Here is a 25,164-nt window from a genome sequence, read left to right as displayed (position 1 = left end):
TGTTATCTGTTTTTGTCACGTTAAATTCTCCTCAAGCATGTCAAAGATGTCTCCCATTTCATCCATCTCAAGATCCTGCGCGCTGAAATCGCTCGGCGTAAATTCTTTCTCCTCTTTGGCCGTGCAATGGCGGATGATCATTAAGAGATTGTCTTTAAACCGCTGCATCTGTGTTTCGACGGTGCTTCTTTCATATTCTTCCTGATTGTATGAGCAGGAAATGACGAAGCGGCCGCCTGTAACCATCCCGCTGAAGCTCAGTGCGTATAACGCCTCTGACTCTTCGCTGACTTGACGTCCCATATCATATGGAGACGGCTCAAACCATTCCGTTTTCACTTCATTGTCAAACTGCCCCAAATAGTTAAAACTGATTTCAGGCGCGGCGCCTTTTTCTGTTTTATCGGATGACAGATACCGGAGAATCCCGTATCCTACACCTTTATCAGGAACGCGCCGCACCGTCTCTTTTACCGTTTTAATGACGGAAGAGACGCCGTCTTCCTTGCTGATCTGCAGAATCAAAGGATATTGGGCCGTAAACCAGCCGACCGTCCGTGAAATATTGACATTCGGTATGATTTCTTCCCGGCCGTGTCCTTCTAAGTTGATGCCGACTTTGCCGTTTTCCGTCCATTCACCGATCGTTAAGCCGAGCGCGCTGAGCAGAATGTCGTTGATTTCCGTTCCGTACGGATGATGAACATCTGTGAGCAGCTGTGCCGTTTCTTCCTCAGTCAATTCACATTTCACGGCCGCCGTATGTTTGACGAGCCGTTTGTTCGGATCATGGTCTTTCGGCAGCGGCTGAAGTTCTTCCGCATCTGCCTGCGCCCAATAAGCCGCCTGCTTTTTCAGCTCTTCTGATTGCGCAAACGTGTTCAGCGCCTCCGCCCAATCTTTAAAGGAGTGGGTTTTCTGCGGGAGGACGATGCTGTTTTGCTGCTGCGCCTGTTTATAACCTGAAGCGAAATCCTCAAGCAGAATTCTCCATGAAACCCCGTCCACGACGAGATGGTGAATCGCGATTAACAGATGATCGCCTTGTTCTGTCCGGTATTGCTCCGCTTTTAACAGCGGGCCGTTCTCCAGATCCAGACTTCCCTGAAGATGATCGGCAAGCCGCTGAATCTGGCTTTTCAGCATATCCTCGTCAGTTCCGTACAGATCAACGATTTCAAAGCTTGCCTTGCATTCTGTGACAGGGAGGTATGTCTGAATGATGCCTTCCCTTTCTTCACGGTAAACCATGCGGAGCGCATCATGGTGTTCAATCAATGCTTGCAGGGTTTTTTCCACCAGGTCCGGATCAAAGCCGTCTTTCGCGTGAAGCATGACGGATTGGTTCCAGTGGTGTTTGTCGGTAAAGTTTCGTTCAAAGAACCAGCGCTGGATCGGCGTTAAGTCCGCTTCGCCTTCGACAGGGCCCTGGTCGGCCTGCTTGCCTTCCGTCCGCTCCACATAGGAGACGAGCTCTTCGATGGTCGGATGCTGGAAGAGATCTTTCATCTCCAATTTGTAGCCGTGCTGGTTCAGACGGCTCGCCATTTGGATGCCTTTGATCGAGTCGCCGCCGAGCGTGAAGAAATTGTCGCTTACGCCGATCTGGTCAAGACCGAGCACTTCCTGCCAAATGTCTGAAAGCAGCGTCTCCATCTCCGTTTCCGGCGCTTTATATACGGCGCTTCCCGCTTCAATGTCAGGCGCCGGCAGGGCTTTTTTGTCAATCTTTCCGTTTGCGGTGACCGGAAGCTCGTCCATCTCCACCCAGAACGCCGGCACCATGTAGTCAGGCAGCGTGTCTTTCAGCGCGGATTTGAGCGCTTCAATATCGTCCTGCTGAGGCGCGACATAGGCGCAAAGCGCGGTATTGCCCGCTTTGTCTTCCACCGCCGTCACCGCTGCGTCATGAATGTCCGCAAGCTGGGCGAGGCGGACTTCGATTTCTGAAAGCTCGATCCGGTAGCCCCGCACTTTGACCTGCTGGTCAATACGCCCGATGTATTCGATGCCGCACTGTGCGTTCCACTTGACGAGGTCGCCGGTCCGGTACATGCGCTCGCCGGGCACGAACGGATCTGCGGTAAACCGCTTCGCCGTTTCTTCCTCACGGTTCAGGTATCCGCGCGCCAGACCGCGGCCGGCCACACACAATTCACCGGCAATGCCTTCCGGCTGCACCTGATCGCCGTCGCCGAGAATATAAACTCTCGTATTGGCAATCGCCCGTCCGATCGAAAGCGATTCTTCCTCCGGATTGATGACGCCGCTTGTCGCGACGACGGTGTTTTCCGTCGGGCCGTAGTTGTTGACGATCGTGTACGGCTGTTTCACCGCCCGCTTCAGCTTGTCGCCGCCGACGAGAAGCATGCGGAGAGAGGTATTTTCCAACTCCATAAATTGTTCGGCCAGCTGTGTCGGCAGGAAGGTGATGGTCACGCCGTTCTCCTCGAAATAGTGATTTAAGCGGGTGATATCCAGCCGGATCGCTTCGTCAATGACGTGAAGCTCCGCGCCGATGGTCCATGTCGGGAACATTTCCCAGATGGAGGCGTCAAAACCGAAGCCCGCGTATTTGGCGCTTTTATCATCCGCCGTCATGGCGAATGCGTCGTGATGCCAGAAGCACAGGTTCACCAGCGCATGGTGTTCGACCATGACGCCCTTCGGCTGCCCGGTCGTTCCTGACGTGTAAATCATATAAGCGAGATGATCCGCCGTTGTTTCCGTCTGCGGGTTCGCTTCATCGTTTTCATCAAGCGGCAGGCTCAGAATGGAGCGGCGGCCGTCAAGCAGAATCGTTTCTCCGTTGTAGCTTTCCGGCACGTCGAGCGCTTCCTGTGTGAGAAGAAGCTTGGCGCCGCTGTCCTGCAGAATGTAGCTGATCCGCTCTTCCGGGTATTCGGGGTCAATCGGCACAAATGCCGCGCCCGCTTTCAAGACGCCTAGTACGCCCGCGGCCATTTCCAAGGACGGTTTCGTCAAAATGCCGACACGTTCGTCAGCCGTGACGCCGCAGTCCATGAGAATACGCGCGATGCGATTCGCCCTTGCGTTCAGCTCGCCGTACGTCCATTTCGCGCCGTTGTATGCCGCGGCCGGCCGGTTCGCGTGGCGGGCGGCCGTTTCCTCAAAGAGACGGTGAACCGTTTTGTCCCGCGGCACAGAAATTGTTTTTCCTTTCCATGCGTCAAGGAGGGCTTGTTTTTCAGCATCGCTGATCAGTGAAATCTCAGGCAGCTTTCTGTCCGGACTTTCTGCCGCTTGCTTCAGAATCCGCAAGAACCCGGCGCTCCACTTTTCAATTGTTTCTTTTTTAAACAGATCAGTCGCATATTCAAACTGAAGGCCGAGGCCTTCTTGATCCGTAAAGCCGCCGAGTGTCAGATCGAATTTCGCCGTGCCTTGGTTCGACTCATACGGAGTGATGCGCAGGTTCTCCAGTTCCAGTGTTTCTTTATCCGGATCTTCTGTCGTCACCATCACCTGGAACAACGGGTTGCGGCTCATGTCTCTCGGCAGGTCAAGCTTTCCGATCAGATCCTCAAACGGATAATCCTGATGCGCCAGCGCGTCGAGATTGGTTTGTTTCACCCGTTCGAGCAGCCCGGCGAAGGTCTGCTCTTTGCGCGTTTCATTGCGAAGCGCAAGCGTATTGACAAACATCCCCGGCATTTCCTGAACTTCGGCGCTCGTTCTTCCGGCTGTCACCGAGCCGATAATGATATCGCGCTGCCCCGTGATTTTGCTCAAAAAGACATGGAACGCGGCGTGAAGCACCATATGAAGAGTCGCTCCCGATGATTCCATTAATTCACGCACCGCTTTTTCCGTTTCACGCCCCGCTCTGAAACGGACGGATTGTCCTTTAAAACTTTGAACCGGCGGACGGGGAAAATCAGTCGGCAGATTCAATTCAGGAAGCTCGCCGGAAAATGCGGAGAGCCAATAACGCTCATGGTCTTTCATCCGTTCGGCCTGCTCAGGTTCATTCTGCCAGACGGCGAAGTCTTTATAGTGCAGGTTCGGCGACGGCAGACTTCCCCCTTTATAAAGGTGAGCGAGCTCTTTGACCAGCATGCTTCTGGACACGCCGTCGGCAATAATATGATGCATATCCAGCAGCAGCAGGTGTTTCTTTTCATTCAGTCTGACAAGAGCGGCCCGAATGAGCGGAGCCGCACTCAGATCGAACGGCTTAATGAATGCCTGAATGATAAGATCCGCTTTCTCCTCGTCCGCTGCTTCAAAGATGTGCAGGTCAATGTCAGCCTGTTCTGCGATCTGCTGCATCGGGCGGCCGTTTTGATCGATAAAGGACGTCCGCAAAGATTCGTGGCGATTGATCATCTGATTGAGCGCTTCCTGAAGCCTTGAAATATTGACTTCTCCTTCCATCAGAAGAACGGACGGCATATTATAGCTGATTGTCTCCCGGTCAAGCTGGTTCAGGACGTACATCCGTTTTTGGGCGGATGATAACGGGTACGCGTCTGCACTGTCGGCCGGCGTGATCATCCGATATCCCTCAGATACCGCCGATTTTTCGATATATGCGGCAAGCAGGCGGACAGTCGGCTGTTCGAACAGCGCTTTTAACGGAACCGTTTTGTCCAGTTCAGCCTGAATATTGGCGAGGAGCATCATGCCTTTTAAAGAGTGCCCGCCATAATCGAAGAAATTATCGTCGATGCCGAGCGTATCCGTACCGAGTGTCTGTTTCCAAATGCGGCACAACTTTTCCTCCAATTCCGTTTCCGGCAAGGCTGAAACTGTTTGCGCCGTTTGGCTGACGCCCGGTTTCGGGAGGGCGTTTTTATCGGTTTTTCCGTTGGCTGTGAGCGGAATGCGGTCTACTTGCACGAAATAAGCCGGAAGCATATGAGACGGCAATGTTTCGGAAAGCCGTTTGCGAAGCTCAGAGCCTTTCAGCTCGCTGCCGGCTTTATAGTATGCGCACAGTTCCGGCAGCCCGCCTTCGCTGACTGCGAGAACGACCGCCTCCTGAATGCCGTTTATGCTTAACAGCACGGTTTCAACCTCTTTTAATTCAATGCGGTAGCCCCGGATTTTCACCTGATCATCCGCACGGCCGATAAATTCAATCGTCCCGTCAGGAAGCCTGCGGACGACATCTCCCGTTTTGTACATGAGGCTGTCCGGTGAAAAAGGATTTGAGAGAAATTTCTCCGCCGTCAGCTGCGGACGGTGAAGATATCCTCTGGCAAGCCCCTTCCCGGTAATATAAAGCTCACCGCTTGCGCCCGGAGGAACGAGCTGCATTGCTCCGTCCAATACAAGCGCGCCGGTATTCGCGATCGGGCGGCCGATGACGGGACGCTGCTCATATTGATCAAGGCGCTCCATATTGATCCGTCCGGCAATGGCGCCGATCGTCGTTTCCGTCGGCCCGTAGTGATTGATGAAGTCGGTATGGGCGTATACGTCATGAAACTTGCGGACATCGGACGTGATGATCTTTTCTCCGCCGAGCACCACTAAACGAAGCGGGCTGAAACGGCGTTCTGACGTAAAACGGGCTGTATTGACGATCATATGGAACAATGACGGCGTCAGTTTCATAAACGTAATGCCGTTTTTCTGTATATACTCACCAAGCTGATCAGGCGCGGTGTACGTCTCTTTCGGCACAATGTGCAGCTCGCCGCCCGCCTGAAGAATCGGGAATATAGCCGTATAGCCGAGATCAAATGCGTAAGAAGACAGCAGCACAGATTTGTCAGCTTCGGTCAAACCGGCTTCACGGCTGAACCATGTGACATAATTGATTAGATTGCGGTGCTCCAGCTGGACGCCTTTCGGTTTGCCCGTTGTTCCCGAGGTATAAATGATATAGGCAAGCTGGTCGGCGCCGGGCTTCGTTTCAAGCCGGCCGGCGCTTTCGTTCTGCCATTCTCCGTCTTCCATTACGACCGTTTTTCCTTTATGAACGGCGGCCGCGGTCATGTTTCTCTCATTGACGACCAGAAGCTTCGTTCCGCTGTCTTCAAGAGAGTAGCGGATTCTCTCTTCAGGAGTCTCCGGATCAATCGGGAGAAATGCCGCTCCGGCTTTCATGACGCCGAGAATCGCGGTAATCAAGTCAGCCGAACGATCCATCATAATGGCCACGATGTCCTCACTGCCCGTTCCGCAAGCCTGAAGGTGGCGGGCAAACCGGTTCGAGCGTTCATCAAGCTCACGATATGTCAGGCTTGTTCCGCCCGCAACCGCCGTGAGATCAGGCGTTTTTTGCGCTTGCCGTTCAAACAGCGAAACAAAAGTGCCCTCAGGCAGATCCGCTTCCGTACGTTTTTCATCAGAAAGGAGCGCTTCCCGTTCAGGAGCGGACAGCAGGCTTGCGTCGGCCAGCTGAATATCCGGATTTTCAGCGCAGGCTTTAATCAGATTGACAAAATGAGCGCTCCAGCGGCGGATGGTTTCGTCCGCAAATAAGGCTTTCGCGTAATCAAAGCTCAATCCGACCTCTTCTCCGCGTTCAGCCGCTTCTAAGGAAAGATCAAATTTAGCGACATGATGATGCATGGAGTATGAAGAAATCTCCAAATCTCCGAGCCGCAGGGCCGGGATCTCCATGTTCTGCATATTAAATAACACGCTGAACAGCGGACTCCGGCTTGTGTCCCTCGTTAACGGCAGTTTTTCAATTAATTCTTCAAGCGGATAGCTTTGATGCTCAAAAGCTTGAAGACTCGCCGTTTTCACCTCATCCAGAAATTGCTTGAACGTTTTTTTGCCGGCAGGATGCGACCGAAGTGCAACTGTGTTGACAAACATGCCCGGCACGTCTTGGAGATCAGGATGCTGTCTTCCGGCCGCCGGAGACCCGACTATGATGTCTTCCTGACCCGAATACTTGGACAGCAGCACTTGAAAAGCGGCTAACAAGAACATGTACATCGTCGTATCCGTATCAGCCAGCAGCTTCTTAATCTGCGCCGTCACCTGTTTATCAAGCCCGAAGATGACGCGTTCCCCTTCAAAACTGCGCTCAGCAGGACGCGGGAAATCAAGCGGCAGATCCAGCACCGGCAGATCGCCTTTGAACGTATCAAGCCAGTAGGCTTCATGCTGATCGAGATTTGCTTTTTCACGCTGCCAGACTGAAAAATCCTTATAATGAATCTTTGGCAGCGCAAGCTCCGTGCCTTGATAAAGCTTCGCAAGATCACCGATGAAAATGCCCATTGAGCTTCCGTCCGTAATAATGTGGTGCATGTCAATCAGCAGAAGATGCCGGTCTTCTTCAAGCCGGATCAGCTTCGAACGGACAAGCGGCGCGCGGTTGAGCGCAAACGGCCTGATAAAGGCTTTTGTCAGCTCTTCTGCATCTTCTTCCCGGCCCTCGGCGGTTTCAAGCTCAAACGACACATTTTTATGAATGGTCTGCACAACTTCTCCATCTGCCATGTCAAACGACGTACGCAGTGTCTCATGACGGTTGATTAATGCCTGCATGGCCTCTTCAAGACGCTTTTTGTCTACTGATCCTTCCAGCAGAAGTACAGCAGGGACGTTGTAGCTCGTGCTGGCCTGTCCGAGCTGATTAAGGATATACATCCTGCGCTGTGCTGAGGAAACAGGATAATGCTTCTGATAAGGCGCTTGTCGGATCGGTTCAAACTGCTGTTCCTCCTCGCTCTCATGCTCCAAATAATGCGCAAGCTCCTGAATGGTCGGCTTTTCAAATAACACTTTAATCGGCACTTCTTTTTGAAAGTGCTCCTGGATTTTAGCGGTCATCATCATGGCTTTTAAAGAATGTCCGCCAATCGTGAAGAAATTGTCAGTCACACCCGCTTTTACACCGAGAATACCTTCCCAAATGTCCGCGAGTTTCTGCTCCGCTTCCGTTTTCGGCGCTTCGTATTCTTTTTGAACGGCTTCAGCCTGAGGCTCAGGCAGCGCTTTTTTATCAATCTTTCCGTTCGCCGTCAGCGGAAACTGATTCATCTGGATGAAGTGCGCGGGAATCATATATTCCGGAAGTGATTCCGAAAGCGTTTTGCGCAGGTCTTCCGGCGAAAGGGCTTGGTCTGCGGTAAAGTAAGCGCAGATTTCATTTTCATCCGCTTTATTTTTCCGGATCACAGCCGCAGATTCGGTCACATTCTCCGCCTGGCTGATTTTCGCCTCGATTTCGCCGAGCTCGATTCTGAAACCGCGGACCTTTACTTGGTTGTCAATTCTGCCGAGAAACTCGATCGTGCCGTCCGGAAGCCACTTCGCCAAGTCCCCCGTCCGGTATATCATTTCATCCGGTCTGAACGGATCGCGGACAAACTGCTTCTCCGTTAATTCAGGCAGATTCACATAGCCTCTTGCCACTCCGCTTCCGCCGACGCACAGCTCACCGGGCGCGCCGATCGGCTGGAGGTTGCGGTTTTCATCCATAATGTACGCAGTGGAATTTCCGATCGGCTTCCCGATCGGGATCGAGCCGTCGTAGTCCTGATCAATGAGAAAACTCGTCGAAAACGTCGTATTCTCCGTCGGCCCGTAGCCGTTCCAAAGCGACAGCTCCGGTGATGCCTTTCTCACTTTGCTGACGATATGCGGCACAAGCGCATCACCGCCGATGATGAGGTGCCGGAGCGTGTTAAACATGCCGGCATCCTTTTGGGCAAGCTGATTAAACAGCGGAGACGTCAGCCACATGGTCGTGATCCGCTGCTCTTTCAGAAATTGGGCAAATTGTCCGGCATCAAGCAGCGTCCCTTTTTTCACCGGGTGCAATGACGCTCCGTTCAGCAATGCGCCGAAGACTTCGAAGGTTCCGGCATCAAAGCTGACGGCTCCCGTTTGCGCCATCCGGTCTTCTTCATGCACCGGCACGTAATTCGAATGTTTGACGAGCCTGATGATATTTCTGTGTTCAATCATGACGCCTTTCGGTTTGCCGGTCGATCCGGATGTATACATGATATACGCCAAGTCGTTGCCGCCGGTCGGAAGATTCAAGTCTGTTCCGCTTACCGTTTCATCCGCGCTTTCATCCAGCATGACGACCGGGACTTGCAATGTGCCCGCTTGTTCTTGATAGTCCTGAACTGTCAGCACGAGCCGAATCGAGCTGTCTTCCGCCATAAAGCGGAGACGGTCCTCCGGAAAAGCCGGATCAATCGGCACATATGCGCCGCCTGCTTTTAGGACGGCAAGCATTCCGACAACGGTTTCCGCAGACCGGTCGTTCATAATAGCAGCGGTCCGGCCTTTTTCCAGCCCGCTCTTCACAAGGTGTCTCGCCAGGCGGTTGGCCGCTTCGTTCACTTCACGGTAGGTCCATTCGCGTCCCGCTTCTTTTATCGCGATGCTTGCAGGCGTCCGGTTTGCCTGTGCTTCAAACAAACGGTGAACGGCCTCCTCTTCCGGAAGCGCCGTTTTCGTATCATTGAATATCTCAACAATCTGCCGCTCTTCTTCGCCTGAAACAAGGCCGAGTTCCCGCACGGGCGCGTCAGGCGTTCCGACCGCGGCTTTCATCATGCGGGTCAGATGGTGCGCCGTTCGTTCGATGGCATCATGAGCGAAAGCCGCTCCGTTGTATTTGATTTTGACAGTCCACGTTTTTCCCGGATACACGATGAGATTGAAATCAAAGCTCGTCTGCTCAAAAGCATGTTCAACTTTAATGGAAAAGCCGAGTCTTTCCTCCATGCCCCCGTTTTCCAGCTCTTTGTCCAGCGGATAGTTTTCAAACGCGACCAAATGATTTAAGAGGCTGCCGTCCAGGGCGGAGCGCTTTTGAATGTCATAGAGCGGCACATAATCATAGCGCTCGGCTTCCACGGCGTTTTTCTGAACTGCCGCCATCACGTCCGAAAAGGCTGCATCTTTGTCAATCTTGATTCTGACGGGAATTGTATTGATGAACAGCCCCGCCATCGTTTCTATGCCGTTGATTTCTGAAGGACGGCCTGATACGACGGTGCCGAACACCACATCGTCTGTATAGTTGTATTTGCTGAGCACCGCACCCCAAACGGCCTGAAACAGGTTAGGCCCCGTGACTTGATGCCGGTTGGCGGTCTGCTGAATCTGCGCGACCAGCTCTTCATCCCAGACAAAAGAATATTCTTCATTTTGGTAGTCTTTCTTTTCTGATGCCAGACGGCCCGGGAGCAGGCTCGGCTGTTCGAAATCCGCCAGTCGGCTGCTCCAATATTGTTCCGCCTCCTCATAATCCCGGCCTCCGAGCCATTTGATATAGTCAGAGTAAGGTTTGCCTTGGCTTCCCCCGGCAGGCCGGCCGGCACGAAGCGCTTCATAGTTTTGGAACAGGCTTTTCATCAAAACGCCCATACTCCAGCCGTCCATGACGATATGATGATTGCTCCAGACGAGATACAGCTCCTTCTCACTGAGTCTGAACACCGCCGCTTTAAAGAGAATATCTTTCGCCAGATGAAAGCCCTGCTGCTGCACGCCGCGTTTATAGCGTTCAATATATTCGGTTTGGCGCGATTCATCTAATTGACTGATATCTTCATAGTGCACCTTCGTCTTCCGCTCCGCCAATACGACTTGGCGCGGTTTTTGAAGCTGCTGGTGCACGAATACCGTACGCAAAATGTCATATGTCCGGATCAGCTCATTGACGCTTTTTTCAAAAAGCTCCAGCTGAAAGCTTCCGTGAATCCTAAGCTCTAATTGTGTGAAGTAGGAGGAAGAATGCGGATCAAGCAGCGCATGATACAGCATTCCCTCCTGCATCGGTGTGAGTGCATACACCTTTTGAATCGATTTTTTGCTCATATGTCACCTCTGTCTTTTCTGTTAGAGAATTTCCATTAATTTATCAAGTTCATCAAGCGTCAGATCATCATCGCCAAGATCGCTAGGCGTAAGCTCAGGTCCGTCTTGGGCCAGGCAGTGATCTATGATTTTCAAGAGGTGCCCTTTAAAACTGTCACTGAACGATTGAATGGTTTTTTCATGAAATTCGAGAGAATGATAGGAAAACGTCATCGTCATCTGCCCATTTTCTATAAATCCGACAATATCAAGCGCATTCGGCTTCTCTGTGTCAGGGCTCAGCGATTGTCCTGACGGCATCCCGGATCTTGTAAATAAGCCGGAATCCGACATCTCATTAAACTGGCCTAAGTAGTTAAAGCTGATATCCGGATCAATCTCAAATGAAAGATTCTCTTTATGCTCAGGCGCCGTTACATAACGCAGAATGCCGTAGCCGACTCCTTTGTTCGGGATGTGTCTGATGTCTTCTTTCATTTGTTTCAGCTGATATGAAAGATCGTCGGCGTGCTTCATCTCAAGGATCATCGGATACATGCTCGTAAACCATCCGACCGTCCGGGTGATATTCAGGCCGTCAAGAATGTCTTCGCGCCCGTGGCCTTCCAAATGAACGCCGATCGTGTCTTCACCCGTCCACTCTTTCAGCGCCAGTCCGAGCGCCGTGAGCAGGATGTCGTTCATTTCGGTGTGATAGGCTTCATGTACGTTTGTCGTCAGCTGTTCAGTTTGTTCAGGCGTCAGAGAGAAGCTGACCGTTCTCGTATGTCTCATGCGCTGATCACCAGACTGCCTGTCTTTCGGAAGCTGAGTGCATACCTCTTTTTCCTCAAGCTCTCTCCAGTAATCCGCTTCTTTCAGAAACGCCTTCGTATTTGCGTATTCTTTGATTCTCTCGGCAAATTCGGCGAATGAATGTGTTTTCGGCGGCAGCGCCGGTTCATTGCCTTGCTTCAGCTGCGTATAAACGGACGTGAAGTCCTCCAGTAAAATCCGCCAAGATACACCATCCACGACTAAGTGATGGATTGCGAGAAGAAGGTGGTCTCCATCTTCAGCCCGGAAGAGCCCGGCCTTCAAGAGATGTCCTGTTTCCAGTGAAATACTGCTTTGAAGACGGTCTGCTTCCCTTTCGATACGGTCCTCATGGTCTTCAGCAGGTCCGTTCAGCTCAAAGACGTTCAGTTCAACAGACGCATCCTCAAGCCCTCTGTAATACGGTTTTTTTTCACGATAAATCATCCGGAGCGCATCATGGTGCACCGTCAGGACATGTAATGTTTTTTCTGTTATCTCCGGATCAAAGCCGTCTTTCGCGTGAAGCATGACGGATTGGTTCCAGTGGTGTTTGTCGGTAAAGTTTCGTTCAAAGAACCAGCGCTGGATCGGCGTTAAGGCCGCTTCGCCTTCGACCGGTCCCTGGTCGGCCTGCTTGCCTTCCGTCCGCTCCACATACGAGACGAGCTCTTCGATGGTCGGATGCTGGAAGAGATCTTTCATCTCCAATTTGTAGCCGTGCTGGTTCAGACGGCTCGCCATTTGGATGCCTTTGATCGAGTCGCCGCCGAGCGTGAAGAAATTGTCGCTTACGCCGATCTGATCAAGACCGAGCACTTCCTGCCAAATGTCGGAAAGCAGCGTCTCCATCTCCGTTTCCGGCGCTTTATATACGGCGCTTCCCGCTTCAATGTCAGGCGCCGGCAGGGCTTTTTTGTCAATCTTTCCGTTTGCGGTGACCGGAAGCTCGTCCATCTCCACCCAGAACGCCGGCACCATGTAGTCAGGCAGCGTGTCTTTCAGCGCGGATTTGAGCGCTTCAATATCGTCCTGCTGAGGCGCGACATAGGCGCAAAGCGCGGTATTGCCCGCTTTGTCTTCCACGGCCGTCACCGCTGCGTCATGAACGTCCGCAAGCTGGGCGAGGCGGACTTCGATTTCTGAAAGCTCGATCCGGTAGCCCCGCACTTTGACCTGCTGGTCAATACGGCCGATGTATTCGATGCCGCACTGCGCGTTCCATTTGACGAGGTCGCCGGTCCGGTACATGCGCTCGCCGGGCACGAACGGATCTGCGGTAAACCGCTTCGCCGTTTCTTCTTCACGGTTCAGGTATCCGCGCGCCAGACCGCGGCCGGCCACGCACAATTCACCGGCAATGCCTTCCGGCTGCACCTGATCGCCGTCGCCGAGAATATAAACTCTCGTATTGGCAATCGCCCGTCCGATCGAAAGCGATCCTTCCTCCGGATTGATGACGCCGCTTGTCGCGACGACGGTGTTTTCCGTCGGGCCGTAGTTGTTGACGATCGTGTACGGCTGTTTCACCGCCCGCTTCAGCTTGTCGCCGCCGACGAGAAGCATGCGGAGAGAGGTATTTTCCAGCTCCATAAATTGTTCGGCCAGCTGCGTCGGCAGGAAAGTGATGGTCACGCCGTGCTCTTCGAAATAGTGATTTAAGCGGGTGATATCCAGCCGGATCGCTTCGTCAATGACGTGAAGCTCCGCGCCGATGGTCCATGTCGGGAACATTTCCCAGATAGAGGCGTCAAAACCGAAGCCCGCGTATTTGGCGCTTTTATCATCCGCCGTCATGGCGAATGCGTCGTGATGCCAGAAACACAGGTTCACCAGCGCATGGTGTTCGACCATGACACCCTTCGGCTGTCCGGTCGTTCCTGACGTGTAAATCATATAAGCGAGATGATCCGCCGTTGTTTCCGTCTGCGGGTTCGCTTCATCGTTTTCATCAAGCGGCAGGCTCAGAATGGAGCGGCTGCCGTCAAGCAGAATCGTTTCTCCGTTGTAGCTTTCCGGCACGTCGAGCGCTTCCTGTGTGAGAAGAAGCTTGGCGCCGCTGTCCTGCAGAATGTAGCTGATGCGCTCTTCCGGGTAGTCGGGATCAATCGGCACAAATGCCGTGCCCGCTTTCAGGACGCCGAGTACGCCCGCGGCCATTTCCAAGGACGGTTTCGTCAAAATGCCGACACGTTCGTCAGCCGTGACGCCGCAGTCCATGAGAATGCGCGCGATCCGGTTCGCCCTTGCGTTCAGCTCGCCGTACGTCCATTTCGCGCCGTTGTATGCCGCGGCCGGCCGGTTCGCGTAGCGGGCGGCCGTATCTTCAAAGAGACGGTGAACCGTTTTGTCCCGCGGCACAGAAAGTGTTTTTCCCTTCCATGCGTTGAGGAGAGCTTGTTTTTCTGTTTTATTCACCAATGAAAGCTCAGAAAGCTTCGCAGCCGGATTTTCCGCTGCGGCTTCTAACAGTTGAAGCCAGTAATGCTTCCATGTCTCTGCCGTTTCCGGTTTAAACAGCGCGGTGTTATATTCAAGCACAAACGTTAAACCTTCGTCTGTGTCCTCAGCCGTCATTGTCAGGTCAAACTTGGCTGTTTTTCTGTCAAACGGATGGTGCTTCAGCTCAATTCCTTCCATGACCAGATCTTCCGCATTTGCATTTTGCATTGAGAATACCGCATCAAACAGCGGATTTCTGCTCGTATCACGCTGCACCTCAACCTTTTGCAGAAGGTTTTCAAGCGGATAATCCTGCGCGTCAAATGCATGTAAAGCGGTTTGTTTTACTTCTTTAAGATAGTCTGTGAACGTTTTGTCCGCTTCCGGATACGTACGAAGCGCGAGTGTATTCACAAAAACACCGATGACGTTTGCGAGATCCGCATGTGACCGTCCCGCAACCGGCGAGCCGACAATGATGTCATGCTGTCCGCTCAGTTTTGAGAGAAAGGCGCTGTATGACGCCAGCAGCACCATGTACATGGTAGAATCCGTTTGTTTCGCAAGACTGCGAAGAGCCGACGTCTGTTCCTCAGTCAGAGAAAAGACCAGCTTGTCTCCTTCAAAGGTTTGCACGGCCGGACGGCTGTAATCAGCCGGCAGCGTCAATACCGGAAGCTCGCCGTCAAGCTCCCGAAGCCAATGCTCCTCCTGCTTGCGGTACTGCTCTGATTGAATAAATTTCTGCTGCCATACCGCATAGTCTTTATAATGAATCCGCAGCGGCTCAAGCGTTTCGCCGCCATACAAGCGGGACAGTTCATCTATCAGCACGCCGACTGAAGCGCCGTCCGAAATGATATGGTGCATGTCAAACAGCAGCAGGTGGTCATGTTCAGCCAGCTTGACCAGTCCCGTTCTGACGAGAGGAAGCTGATCCAGGCGGAACGGCCGGATAAAGCTCTGAATAATCCGTTCAGCATCTTCTTCAGAGGCTTCATAATATTCCATGTCGATATCAGCTTCCGTCCATATGCGCTGAACCGTTTCCCCATCCTTTATGTCAAATGTCGTTCTGAAGGCTTCATGGCGTTCTGTCAGCTGTTTCATGACGGATTTCAGCTTTTCTGCATCAAGCTTTCCTTTTAAGCGGAGCACAGACGGCATGTTATAGCTTGTTTCAGCGCCTTCCAGCTGCTGAAGCACGAACATCCGCTTCTGCGGTGAAGAAACCGGATACGTTTCCCGCTCGGCCGCCGGTGCGATGCTCTCTGCCGTTTTCCGCTCAGCCCCTTCAATCAGCTTCGCCAGCCCCGCAGCCGTCGGAGAAGTGAACAGATCCTTTAAGGTAAGCTGCACGCCGAATGTCTTCTGGATAAGGGCCAGCAGTTTCATCCCCGCTAACGAGTGGCCTCCGATCTCAAAGAACTGGTCATGGACGCCGACCCGCTCCATTTGCAGCACCTCAGCCCAAATATCCGCCAGTTTTTGTTCTGTTTCATTGCGCGGCGCCGTATATGACACGGCATTCGCTGCGGTCACATCCGGCATCGGCAGCGCCCGCCTGTCGATTTTTCCGTTCCCTGTAAGAGGCAGTTCATCCAATTGAATAAAGACGGACGGAATCATATAAGCCGGAAGATCCTTCGCCGTATGCTCCCTCAGCTCCCGGGAAGAGATTTCCCTGAGGCCGACAACATACGCGCAAAGAAGTTTGTCACCCGCACCCTGATCTACAGCGAGCACAATACATTCCTGAATCTGGTCATGACTTTGGAGCTGATGCTCAATTTCGCCAAGCTCAATCCGCTGACCGCGGATTTTCACCTGATGGTCGATACGTCCGATAAACTCGATATCGCCATTCGGAAGCCATCTGGCCAAGTCGCCCGTTTTATACATCCGTTCACCTTCCTTAAACGGATGCTTTACAAATTTTTCTTCCGTCAGTTCAGGACGGTTGTAGTAGCCTTCTACGAGTCCTTCCCCGCTGACGCACAGCTCTCCCGCGATACCCGCCGGCTGAATGCGTCCGGCTGAGTTCATGATAAAGACTTCCGTATTGCTGACCGGTTTCCCGATCGGAACGGAGAGCGTATCCTCTTCAATGACATCCACCGGATGGTATGTCGCAAACACCGTGCTTTCCGACGGGCCGTACATATGAAGCAGTCTTCCTTTTCCGACTGCCGCAAGCGCCTTTTTGACATGTTCTACAGACGCTCTTTCGCCCCCGAACATGATTTTCCGAAGCGTCGTCAGACAGGACGGCTCCATATCAACAAGCAGGTGGAACAGGGCCGTCGTAATCATCAGAATGCTGACGTTCTCCCGTTTGATCACACGGGACAGGCGTGACATATCCAGCACCGTATCTTTCGGGACGATCACAAGCTTTGCACCGTTTAACAGCGAACCGAACATATCAAACATAAAAGCGTCAAAGACGTAGTTTGACAGACCGAGCACTGTGTCCTCTTCAGAAACAGTCAAATAGTTCGTGTTTTTTACCGTCCGCAAAATGTTGGCATGTGTGACGATGTTTCCTTTCGGCGTTCCCGTCGTGCCTGATGTATAAGTGAGATTGGCAATCGTTTTGGAATCAAACGGCAATGCTGGATTGCGAGAGTCCTTTTCATAACTCGCCTCATCATCAGCAAGCACAATGACGCCTTGAAAACCGGCCTTTTCCGCAAGCGGCTTGAGGCTTTGCTGAGTCAGGAGCACATTCGCCCCGCTGTCGCGGAAGAAATGCTGAATCCGCTGAACCGGATGCTCAGGATCAATCGGCACATAGGCGGACCCCGCTTTTAACACAGCCATAATGGAAACAATCATATCCATTGACCGTTCACACAGAACAGCCGCGGTTTTTCCGCCGCCTCCGACCGAAAGAATATGCCGCGCAAGCCTGTTGGCGCGTTCATTCAGCTGCTGATACGACAGGGTTTCCCCTTCGAACTGTAGAGCCGTCCGGTCAGGGTTCTTCCGGGCTTGTTCTTCAAAGATCTGCACGATCGTTTGCTCTTTCGGGTATACCGTGCGTTCCGGGTTGAACCGCTGTAATTGATTCAAAGCCTCCCGTTCAGAAAGCAGATCATATTCGCTGATTTTCGCATCCGGCTGAGCTGCCGCGCTTTCCAGCAGACGGACATAGTGCGCAAGCATGCGATCCGCAGTTGAGCGCTTAAACAGCTTCGTGCAATAATCCAAATCAAGCGCAATGCCTTCCGCTGTTTCCCGAGCCTGCATCGTCAGGTCGAATTTGGCGATATTGAAGTTTGTTTCATGAAGAGACAGCGTCAGATTACCGATCTCCGCAATTCCGTCCGAAGCATTTTGCAGACTGAACATCGTGTCAAATATCGGATGCCTGCTCATGTCCCGGGGCACGTTCAGCTCCTCGGTCAGCCACTCAAACGGATAATCCTGATGAGAAAACGCATCCAGCACCTGCTTGCGCACATGACCTAACAAGCCGGCAAATGTCTGATCCTGCTTCACGGAGCTTCGCAGCGCAAGCGTGTTGACAAACATCCCGATAAGCCCCTCGGTATCGGAGTGATTTCTTCCCGCTGACGGTGTTCCCACGATGATGTCTTCCTGTCCCGAATACTTAGAAAGCAGCGTATAGTATGCTGATAACAGCACCATGTAAAGGGTGGCCCCGTTTTTCTCGGCAAGCTTCTGCAGCCGTTCCCGCAGCATTTTCGGCAGCTTGGCGGACACGCGGTCACCTTCAAAGCTTTGCACCTGCGGCCGCGGATAATCAGGGAGCAGCTGAAGCACCGGCAGTTCGCCGCTGAAGACTTCTTTCCAGTACGCCCGCTCCTTCTTGTAGCCTGCTTTCGCCCGTTCCGCCTGCCATACGGCATAATCTTTATATTGAATGCGCAATTCAGGCAGCTGATTTCCGCCGTAGATGTCAGCCAGTTCCTTCAGCATGATGGAAATAGACACCCCGTCAGAAATCAGGTGATGCATATCAAACAGCAGCATATGGCGATTGTGACCGAGCGTTTGCAGGCCGATTCTGAACAGCGGCGCCTCAGATAAATCAAAACGGCGCACAAAGTCCTTCATGACCTGTTCATTCGTTCTTCCGCGCGCTTCGATCATTTCAATATGAAACGGAACATGCTCGCCAATCACTTGTCTCGGCGTGCCGTCCTCTGATTGAAACGATGTTCTGAGCGCTTCATGCCTGCTGATTAAGGCAGAAAATGCACGCTCAAGCTTTTCACGGTCTAAAGCGCCCTCAATCATGGCCGCAGCCGGCATGTTATATCCGACTCCCGCGTCTTCAAATTGGCTTGCGATATAAGTCCGCTGCTGAGCGAGCGAAAGCGGATAGCTCGCCTGCTTCTCAGCCGGCTCAATTGCCCTGAATGCCGGTCCTTCGTTTCGGTTTTCCGCATAATCGGCAAGCGCCGCAATCGTCGGATGCTCAAACAAGTATTGCAGCGGAATTTCAACGCCCATTTGCTTATGAATTTTCGTCAGAAGCGTCATTGCCTTTAATGAATGACCGCCTGACTCGAAGAAATGATCATAAATGCCCGCCTTGTCCATTCCGAGAACTTCCTGCCAGATGACGGCAAGTGTTTCCTCCGTTTCATTTCTCGGCGCGGCATATTCAGATGAGCTGACAGCCTGCACATCAAGCGCAAACAGCTTTTTGCGGTCCGCCTTCCCGCTCGGCGTGAGCGGAATTTCGTCCGTTTTTGTAAAGTAAGCGGGCACCATGTAATCAGGAAGGTGCTTGGACACATACTCCCTGTACTCGGCAGGGTGAAACTCGGTTCCTTTTTCCTGAACGATATATGCGCAGACATCTAAGCTGCCCTGCTGATCCGGCCGTGCCAGCACGACGGCCTGCGCCGCGCCCGGAGCTTTTCTGAGCACCGTTTCAATTTCTCCCAGCTCAATGCGGTAGCCGCGGACTTTCACCTGATCATCTTCACGGCCGATATATTCGATCGTCCCGTCCGGCAGCCAGCGCGCCATATCACCCGTGCGGTACATGCGGCCGCTTCCGTTGAACGGGTCCTGCAAAAACTTCTCTGCGGTCAAATCCGGAAGATTTAAATAGCCGCGGCCTACACCGTCACCCGCGATATACAGCTCACCGGCCGTGCCGTCGGGCTGAAGCCGCTGGTGCTTATCCAATATATACAGACGGGCGTTGCCGAGCGGTTTTCCGATCGGAACGTACGCCGCCTGTTGATTCATTCCGTTATCGGCTGACACCTGATGCACGGACGCATCTACGCACGTTTCTGTCGGCCCGTAGACATTCGTCAGACGCGGCGCCCTGCCCGATTGATGAAAGAGCGCCATCAGCTGTTCAGCAACAGCGGCGGACAGGCCCTCTCCCCCAATGAGCATGTGGCGCAATTCAATTCCGCTGACATCTCCCGCCGCAACCATCATCTGCAGATGCGCAGGCGTTCCGTCAGTGGCTTCAATCCGGTTTTGACGATAATAGTCCAGCAGTGCCGAGCCATTCGTTACAGTCGTTTTCGGCACGATATAAAGCGTCTGTCCCAAAAGAAGCGAGGCAAAAATCTGTTTGACGGACGCATCAAAATGAAACGGAGCCAAAAGCGCCATTCTTAATGTCTGCTCACCGCATTGATAAATCTCCTGCTGCAGTGATTGCACCAGATGATGAACTTGCCGGTGCTCAATCATCACGCCTTTCGGCCGCCCCGTTGTACCTGACGTGTAGATGATGTAAGCCAGCCGGTCTGATTGTGTGCTGACACCGTCCGCAGCCGTCTCATACTGAACAGCCTCGTCAAAATCAATCCGTTCGGCATCCGCTGCGGGCACCTGTATTCCGGCCTCCGTCAGAACAGCCTTCGCTCCGCTGTCCTCTAAAATGTACTGAATCCGATCCGCCGGAAAGTCAGGATCTATCGGCACATAGGCGCCGCCCGCTTTCAAAATTCCCAATATTGCCGCAATGACACGCTCAGAACGGCCAAGCAGCACCGCGACAGGAGAATCGGCTGATATCCCGGCTTGAAGAAGGCGTCCGGCAATACGGCCTGACTGTTCATGCAATGTGCGATAGGACAATGTTCGGCCTTCATACACAACCGCGGGTTTGTCAGACAGTGACTTCACTTTCTCTTCAAACAGCCCCGGTATCGTCATCTCCTTGCGGTAATTCACCGGATTGCCGGAGGCCCGTTTCAGCAGCCGCTCTTTCTCGGATTCAGAAAGAAGAGTAAGTTCATCAATTATGCGATCAGGAGATGAAATCGCATCTTCAATCAGCGTGATCAAACGTTCAGAAACAGATTCAATCTCTTCCCCCTTGAAAATGTCGCTGCGATAGTCAAAATCAATTGTCAATTTCCCGGTGTCCCATCGTTCCTTCACATGAATCGAAATATCATTTGTACCGCTTCCGCTGAAAATAGGGTCTGTCAGGAAGGACAGATTCTCTTTTTTCTGCCACTGCATCACCTGGTACTCCAGAGCCACCGTAAACAATCTGCTCAGCGAACTTTTCGAAGCGCGCAAATCATTGACAAGCAGGTTATACGGATACTTTTGGTGGCGGAGAATTTTCATCAGATCCTTCATCCGGCCTTTAACGAATTCCAAGAACGACTGTCCTCCGTCAACGCTTGTCCGCACAGGCACCGTAGATACGAACATCCCGAGCATCTGCTTTTCTTTCGCATTCGTCCGGTTTCCCATAAACGTACCCGTGACAACGTCATCCCGGCCGGTCACTTTGTAGAGATAAGTGATCAGAGCTGACTGGAACAGAGATAGTACGCTGACTTTATGCTCCTCGCAGAATGAATGAATGCGGCCATATAAGTCGTGAGGAATTTCTTGAGAAAACCGTTTCGCATCAAGACCCGCATCTGCCCGGCTCCGTTTCAGGGACACAAGCTCCGGCACGGTCTCAAACTGCCCGTTCCAAAAGTCCCGATCCTTCTTAAACCGCTTCGACTGCACATATTCCTGCTCTGTCAGCACGTGCTCGATAAAAGAAGGAATCTCCGTTTGTTCCTCACTTGCTCCGCCTGAAAGTTCCAAATAAATATCAGTAATCGCATTGCCCAGAATCGTCATGGAAATCCCGTCTGAAATAATGTGATGCACATTAGCGTAAAACCAGACCTCATTTTCACTGATCGTGTGCACGGAAAAACGGAATAAATCCTGATCATATAACGCCAGAGGCTTGCCAGCTTCTTCACGCCCCCATTTTGACAGCTCGTCCGCAGAGCAGCCGGCTTGCCTGATATCTGTGTGCCCGATGGAGAGCGGACGGTATTCGCTCACATATTGAACGGGCTCCCCCTCATCATCAAGCCGCAGACGGATTCTCATCGACTCATACCGCCGAACGAATTCCTGTATCGCTTTCTCAACGTAATGAGCCTGTACTCCGTCTTCAGAAATGAGTTTCCCGAACCCGGCAAGATTTGAAATACTTGTGTTCGGATAGAATTTTTCTGTATACCAGATACGTTTTTGAGCATTTGTTAAAGGATAAAAAGTTATTTCCATATGTGTGCGCCTCCCCTTTTTAAGATAAAGATGTCAATTCTCCCTTAGAAACAGCCTCCCTCTATGTCCCTAACTCATTCTCAAGCCAAAAGAACCACTTACCTCCAAAAACGATCCCGATTCAATCACCGCCGAAATCCGTCATCCGTTCACCCGCGCAGTCCGAAATGCGGCATCAAATTTATGAGAAATCAAGACAAAAAGCCATTGATTGTAAGCACGAAAGGTTTACCTATTTCTGCATGTATTTCTATATATCTACTTACGTTCACTTTATATGAAAATATTGTTTTTATCACCGAAAAATGGGTGAAAAGTTTCATGCGGCACACCGAAAAAAAATCCGACAAATCCAGAGGGTATTTTGCGGCATCCCGCAATTTATTTTCAAAAATATTATTTACGTAAAATTAAAAATCTTTAAACTATAATGAAAATCTGTCGAATATCCAGTTATGGCAGAATGAAAAAAATTTACGTACGTAAGCTGACCCGGAAAAAACAGCGCAAGAACCGAAACAGACGGTCCGAATGTTCGCAATATGATTTCATTAAACCGCAAAAAAAGCACTCTATTTTACATAGAGCACTTCAAAAAGATTCCTTTATTGCAGTTTTATCAATGTTGATTAATTCCATATAATCTTTTCCCCACTTATACATGGCGTCCAGAATCGGCATAAGGCTTTCTCCTTGCGCCGTTAAAGAATACTCCACTTTCGGAGGGACGACAGGGTAAACTTCCCTGTGAACGATCAGATCCTGCTCCAGCTCCCTGAGCTGATTCACAAGAATTTTGTGCGTAATATCCGGAATTAAAGCTTTCAGCTCATTAAACCGCTTCGTCCCTTCTTTTCCCAAGTGCCACATAATCAGCATTTTCCACTTCCCGCCTATCACGGCAAGCGTCAATTCCTTTTCGCAATTAAACGTTTTCTCATCCATTCGGCTCACGGACAATTCTCCTTCCTCTTACTTTTTGTACGGTCATCATCTATTCATACATGCTTACTTTTTCACACAACTTTCATCAGTTTATACTACCACGCAGTTTTGCTGAAACAAAGCGCATTGCCTGCGGGGACAGTATTCTCAAAGTAACTATTAGACTTCAAAGTGCGTACTTCTCAACATGCGGGGCACTCTATAGAATGAAAATACATAAAAAAGAGGAGTGGATATAAAGTGGAATTACAGCTGGCATTAGACTTAGTAAATATCCCGCAAGCAATTGAACTTGTGAAAGAGGTCGAACCATATATAGATGTTGTAGAAATCGGCACTCCCGTTGTCATTAATGAAGGACTGAAAGCCGTGCAGGAAATGAAAACAGCCTTTCCTCACTTGAAAGTGCTTGCCGATCTTAAAATCATGGATGCAGGCGGTTACGAGATTATGAAAGCGGCAGAAGCGGGAGCCGACATCATCACCGTTTTAGGAGCGACAGACGACTCAACGATCAAAGGGGCGGTTGCCGAAGCAAAAAAACAGCAGAAAAAAATCCTCGTCGACATGATTAACGTAAAAAACCTTGAAACACGGGCAAAAGAAATTGACCAACTCGGTGTTGATTATATTTGTGTTCACACAGGTTATGATCTTCAAGCAGAAGGAAAAAATTCATTCGAGGAACTGACGGCGATTAAAAAAGCGGTCAAGAGCGCTAAAACCGCAATTGCCGGAGGCATTAAACTTGATACGCTTCCTGAAGCCATCAAACAAAACCCAGATTTAATCATTGTCGGCGGAGGCATTACGGGAGCTGACAATAAAGCGGATGCTGCTGCTAAAATGAAACAGCTGATCACACAAGGATCATGAAAACGACTGAATACTTACATGAAATACTAAATGAAATATCCCGCACCGCAGCATTAATATCCGACAGTGAAGCTGACAAGCTTGCGGATCAGATTTTATCGGCAGATCAAATCTTCACGTCCGGAGCGGGACGTTCCGGCTTTATGGCTAAAGCGTTCGCCATGAGGATGATGCACATCGGTCTGAACGCTTACATCGTCGGCGAGACGCTTACCCCTCCCCTCCAAGAAGGCGGTCTCGTCATCATCGGCTCAGGCTCAGGCGAAACAAAAAGTCTGCTTCATACGGCTGAAAAAGCCAAAAGCCTTAACAGCATCATCACTGCATTAACGATTAACCCCGACTCAAGTCTCGGCAAACTTGCGGATCTTACAATAACGATTCCCGGCTCTCCTAAGGAAGAGACCGGCGGAGACAGAAAGACGATTCAGCCGATGGGTTCTTTATTCGAACAAACTCTTCTGCTGTTTTACGATGCGGTTATTCTAAAAATCATGGAGAAAAAAGAATTGAATTCAGCAGACATGTTTACAAAGCATGCGAATCTGGAATGATTTGCTGACGGCCTTCTTATCAGATGGCCGTCTTTTTATCGTCTTGTTGCGCACGGTCACGCAGGCCAAGGTTTTCGGGTCGGACACTCGCAGACGAAGATATCCTGCCGGTGAGCTTATCGCTATAATAAGTCAATTGACGATATACCCGCAACCATTCATTTCTGAATAGGGAAACGGCAAAAAACACTTTCTGATCGGATTTTTAATGAATAAAATTGATTTGTGCGGATGGTTTTACAGATATTCAGCTGAATTGCGGCTGAGAAATATATTTTAACAGCTTTACAGCAACCCGATTCTGCTTTATTCTTGGACCAGCTTTACAGCAATTAAAACTGGAGGTGATTGATACTCTTGAAAACATTAAAAGCACTGCTGCTTGTTCTTATCATCATTGCCGGAGCAGTCGCGGCCCTGATCAAGGGTGATCTTTTCTCAGATAACGAGCAGACCGTTCAGAAGAGTGATTACGACAAAGTAATCTTATTTCCGTCCGATCGATATCCGGAAACAGCAAAGCATATTAAGGACGCGATAAAAGAAGGACATTCCAGCATATGCACCATTGACAGAGACGGAGTACATAAGCGGCGTGAGCAATCTCTTAAACATGTGCCCGTCAAAACGGGATACGATAGGGATGAATGGCCGATGGCGGTTTGTAAACAGGGCGGAAACAACGCCTCCGTAGAATATATTTCTCCGGCAGACAACCGCGGAGCCGGCTCATGGGTCGGACACCAGCTTACCAATGATCCCGACGGAACAAGAGTATTATTTAAAATTAAGTAAAAAACAGGAGGAACAGCGCATTGATTAAATCATGGAAACCGCAAGAACTGGCCATTTCTTATCATCAATTTACAATCTTCCAAAAAGATTCAGAACCGCCTGTTATCGATTGGACCGATGAAGCCATTGAAAAAGGATATGCGGAAGCTGACGGAGCTGTTTCATTTGAGGCAAGGAGAAATACGAGGGCATTTATCGTCCTCAGGCTTAACACAAGTGAACCGGTACCATCCTATGAGAAAAAAGCGACTGTTCCCTTTGAGGCTGTAAAAGATGGAATTGAGATTGAAAGCGTGATGTCAAAGCGGCTTTCTTTTAATATTCCGAAAGGCCGATACAGCCTTACCTGTTATTCAGTGCCTGCCGAAATATCCGATCTTCATGCGGATACGTATATTATTGATGCAGCCGCAATGTAAAAGAAATCCCTGAGAGAATCTTA

8 protein-coding genes and 2 pseudogenes are annotated in these 25,164 nt (G+C 51.1%); 4 read left to right on the top strand and 6 right to left on the bottom strand.

Annotated elements, in window-relative coordinates; genetic code table 11:
* Nucleotides 1-15 precede the first annotated feature (15 nt).
* From srfAB to JNUCC21_RS01790, 6 genes and pseudogenes are all read right to left on the bottom strand, one after another.
* Nucleotides 16-7,557: pseudogene (srfAB, locus tag JNUCC21_RS01815) on the bottom strand (surfactin non-ribosomal peptide synthetase SrfAB); the annotation flags it as partial.
* Nucleotides 7,503-7,667 (bottom strand): competence protein ComS, encoded by a 165-nt coding sequence (gene comS / locus JNUCC21_RS01810; protein ID WP_269195014.1) that lies wholly within the window; start codon nt 7,665-7,667, stop codon nt 7,503-7,505. The pseudogene srfAB and the gene comS, both read right to left, overlap by 55 nt.
* A gap of 16 nt (nt 7,668-7,683) precedes the next feature.
* Nucleotides 7,684-9,834, bottom strand: a pseudogene (locus JNUCC21_RS01805) (amino acid adenylation domain-containing protein); the annotation flags it as partial.
* A 77-nt stretch (nt 9,835-9,911) separates the two neighbouring features.
* On the bottom strand, nt 9,912-10,202 hold the full coding sequence (locus JNUCC21_RS01800) for a hypothetical protein (RefSeq protein WP_367205035.1): 291 nt from the start codon (nt 10,200-10,202) through the stop codon (nt 9,912-9,914).
* A gap of 595 nt (nt 10,203-10,797) precedes the next feature.
* Nucleotides 10,798-21,552, bottom strand: a complete 10,755-nt coding sequence (srfAA, locus tag JNUCC21_RS01795; RefSeq protein ID WP_369878512.1) for a surfactin non-ribosomal peptide synthetase SrfAA — start codon at nt 21,550-21,552, stop codon at nt 10,798-10,800.
* A gap of 591 nt (nt 21,553-22,143) precedes the next feature.
* Complete coding sequence (locus JNUCC21_RS01790; RefSeq protein ID WP_007409352.1) at nt 22,144-22,506, bottom strand: helix-turn-helix domain-containing protein; 363 nt, start codon at nt 22,504-22,506, stop codon at nt 22,144-22,146.
* A gap of 231 nt (nt 22,507-22,737) precedes the next feature.
* On the opposite strand from JNUCC21_RS01790, the gene hxlA reads away from it, so the two are divergent.
* The 4 genes from hxlA (at nt 22,738) to JNUCC21_RS01770 (ending at nt 25,141) form a co-directional block, all read left to right on the top strand.
* Nucleotides 22,738-23,373: a 3-hexulose-6-phosphate synthase gene (gene hxlA / locus JNUCC21_RS01785; protein WP_025284209.1), complete on the top strand. Its 636-nt coding sequence runs from the start codon at nt 22,738-22,740 to the stop codon at nt 23,371-23,373.
* On the top strand, nt 23,370-23,927 hold the full coding sequence (gene hxlB / locus JNUCC21_RS01780; protein ID WP_150940979.1) for a 6-phospho-3-hexuloisomerase: 558 nt from the start codon (nt 23,370-23,372) through the stop codon (nt 23,925-23,927). The genes hxlA and hxlB overlap by 4 nt, the downstream gene beginning before the upstream one ends.
* Before the next feature lie 357 nt (nt 23,928-24,284).
* The gene (locus tag JNUCC21_RS01775) at nt 24,285-24,722 is read left to right on the top strand and encodes a NucA/NucB deoxyribonuclease domain-containing protein (RefSeq protein ID WP_003156588.1); all 438 of its coding nucleotides are present in this window, start codon (nt 24,285-24,287) and stop codon (nt 24,720-24,722) included.
* 20 nt (nt 24,723-24,742) lie between these two features.
* Complete coding sequence (locus JNUCC21_RS01770) at nt 24,743-25,141, top strand: competence protein ComJ (RefSeq protein WP_014416873.1); 399 nt, start codon at nt 24,743-24,745, stop codon at nt 25,139-25,141.
* Nucleotides 25,142-25,164: the final 23 nt, after the last annotated feature.

Origin of the sequence: Bacillus sp. JNUCC-21 (assembly GCF_041222765.1) — a bacterium.
GTDB lineage: Bacteria > Bacillota > Bacilli > Bacillales > Bacillaceae > Bacillus > Bacillus velezensis.
This window is presented reverse-complemented; position numbering and strand designations above follow the sequence as displayed.

Coding starts and splice junctions, on each gene's coding strand:
- comS (WP_269195014.1), bottom strand. CDS start 7,667: ATGAGAGCGAGGAGGAACAGCAGTTTGAACCGATCCGACAAGCGCCTT.
- JNUCC21_RS01800 (WP_367205035.1), bottom strand. CDS start 10,202: ATGAGGAGGCGGAACAATATTGGAGCAGCCGACTGGCGGATTTCGAAC.
- srfAA (WP_369878512.1), bottom strand. CDS start 21,552: ATGGAAATAACTTTTTATCCTTTAACAAATGCTCAAAAACGTATCTGG.
- hxlB (WP_150940979.1), top strand. CDS start 23,370: ATGAAAACGACTGAATACTTACATGAAATACTAAATGAAATATCCCGC.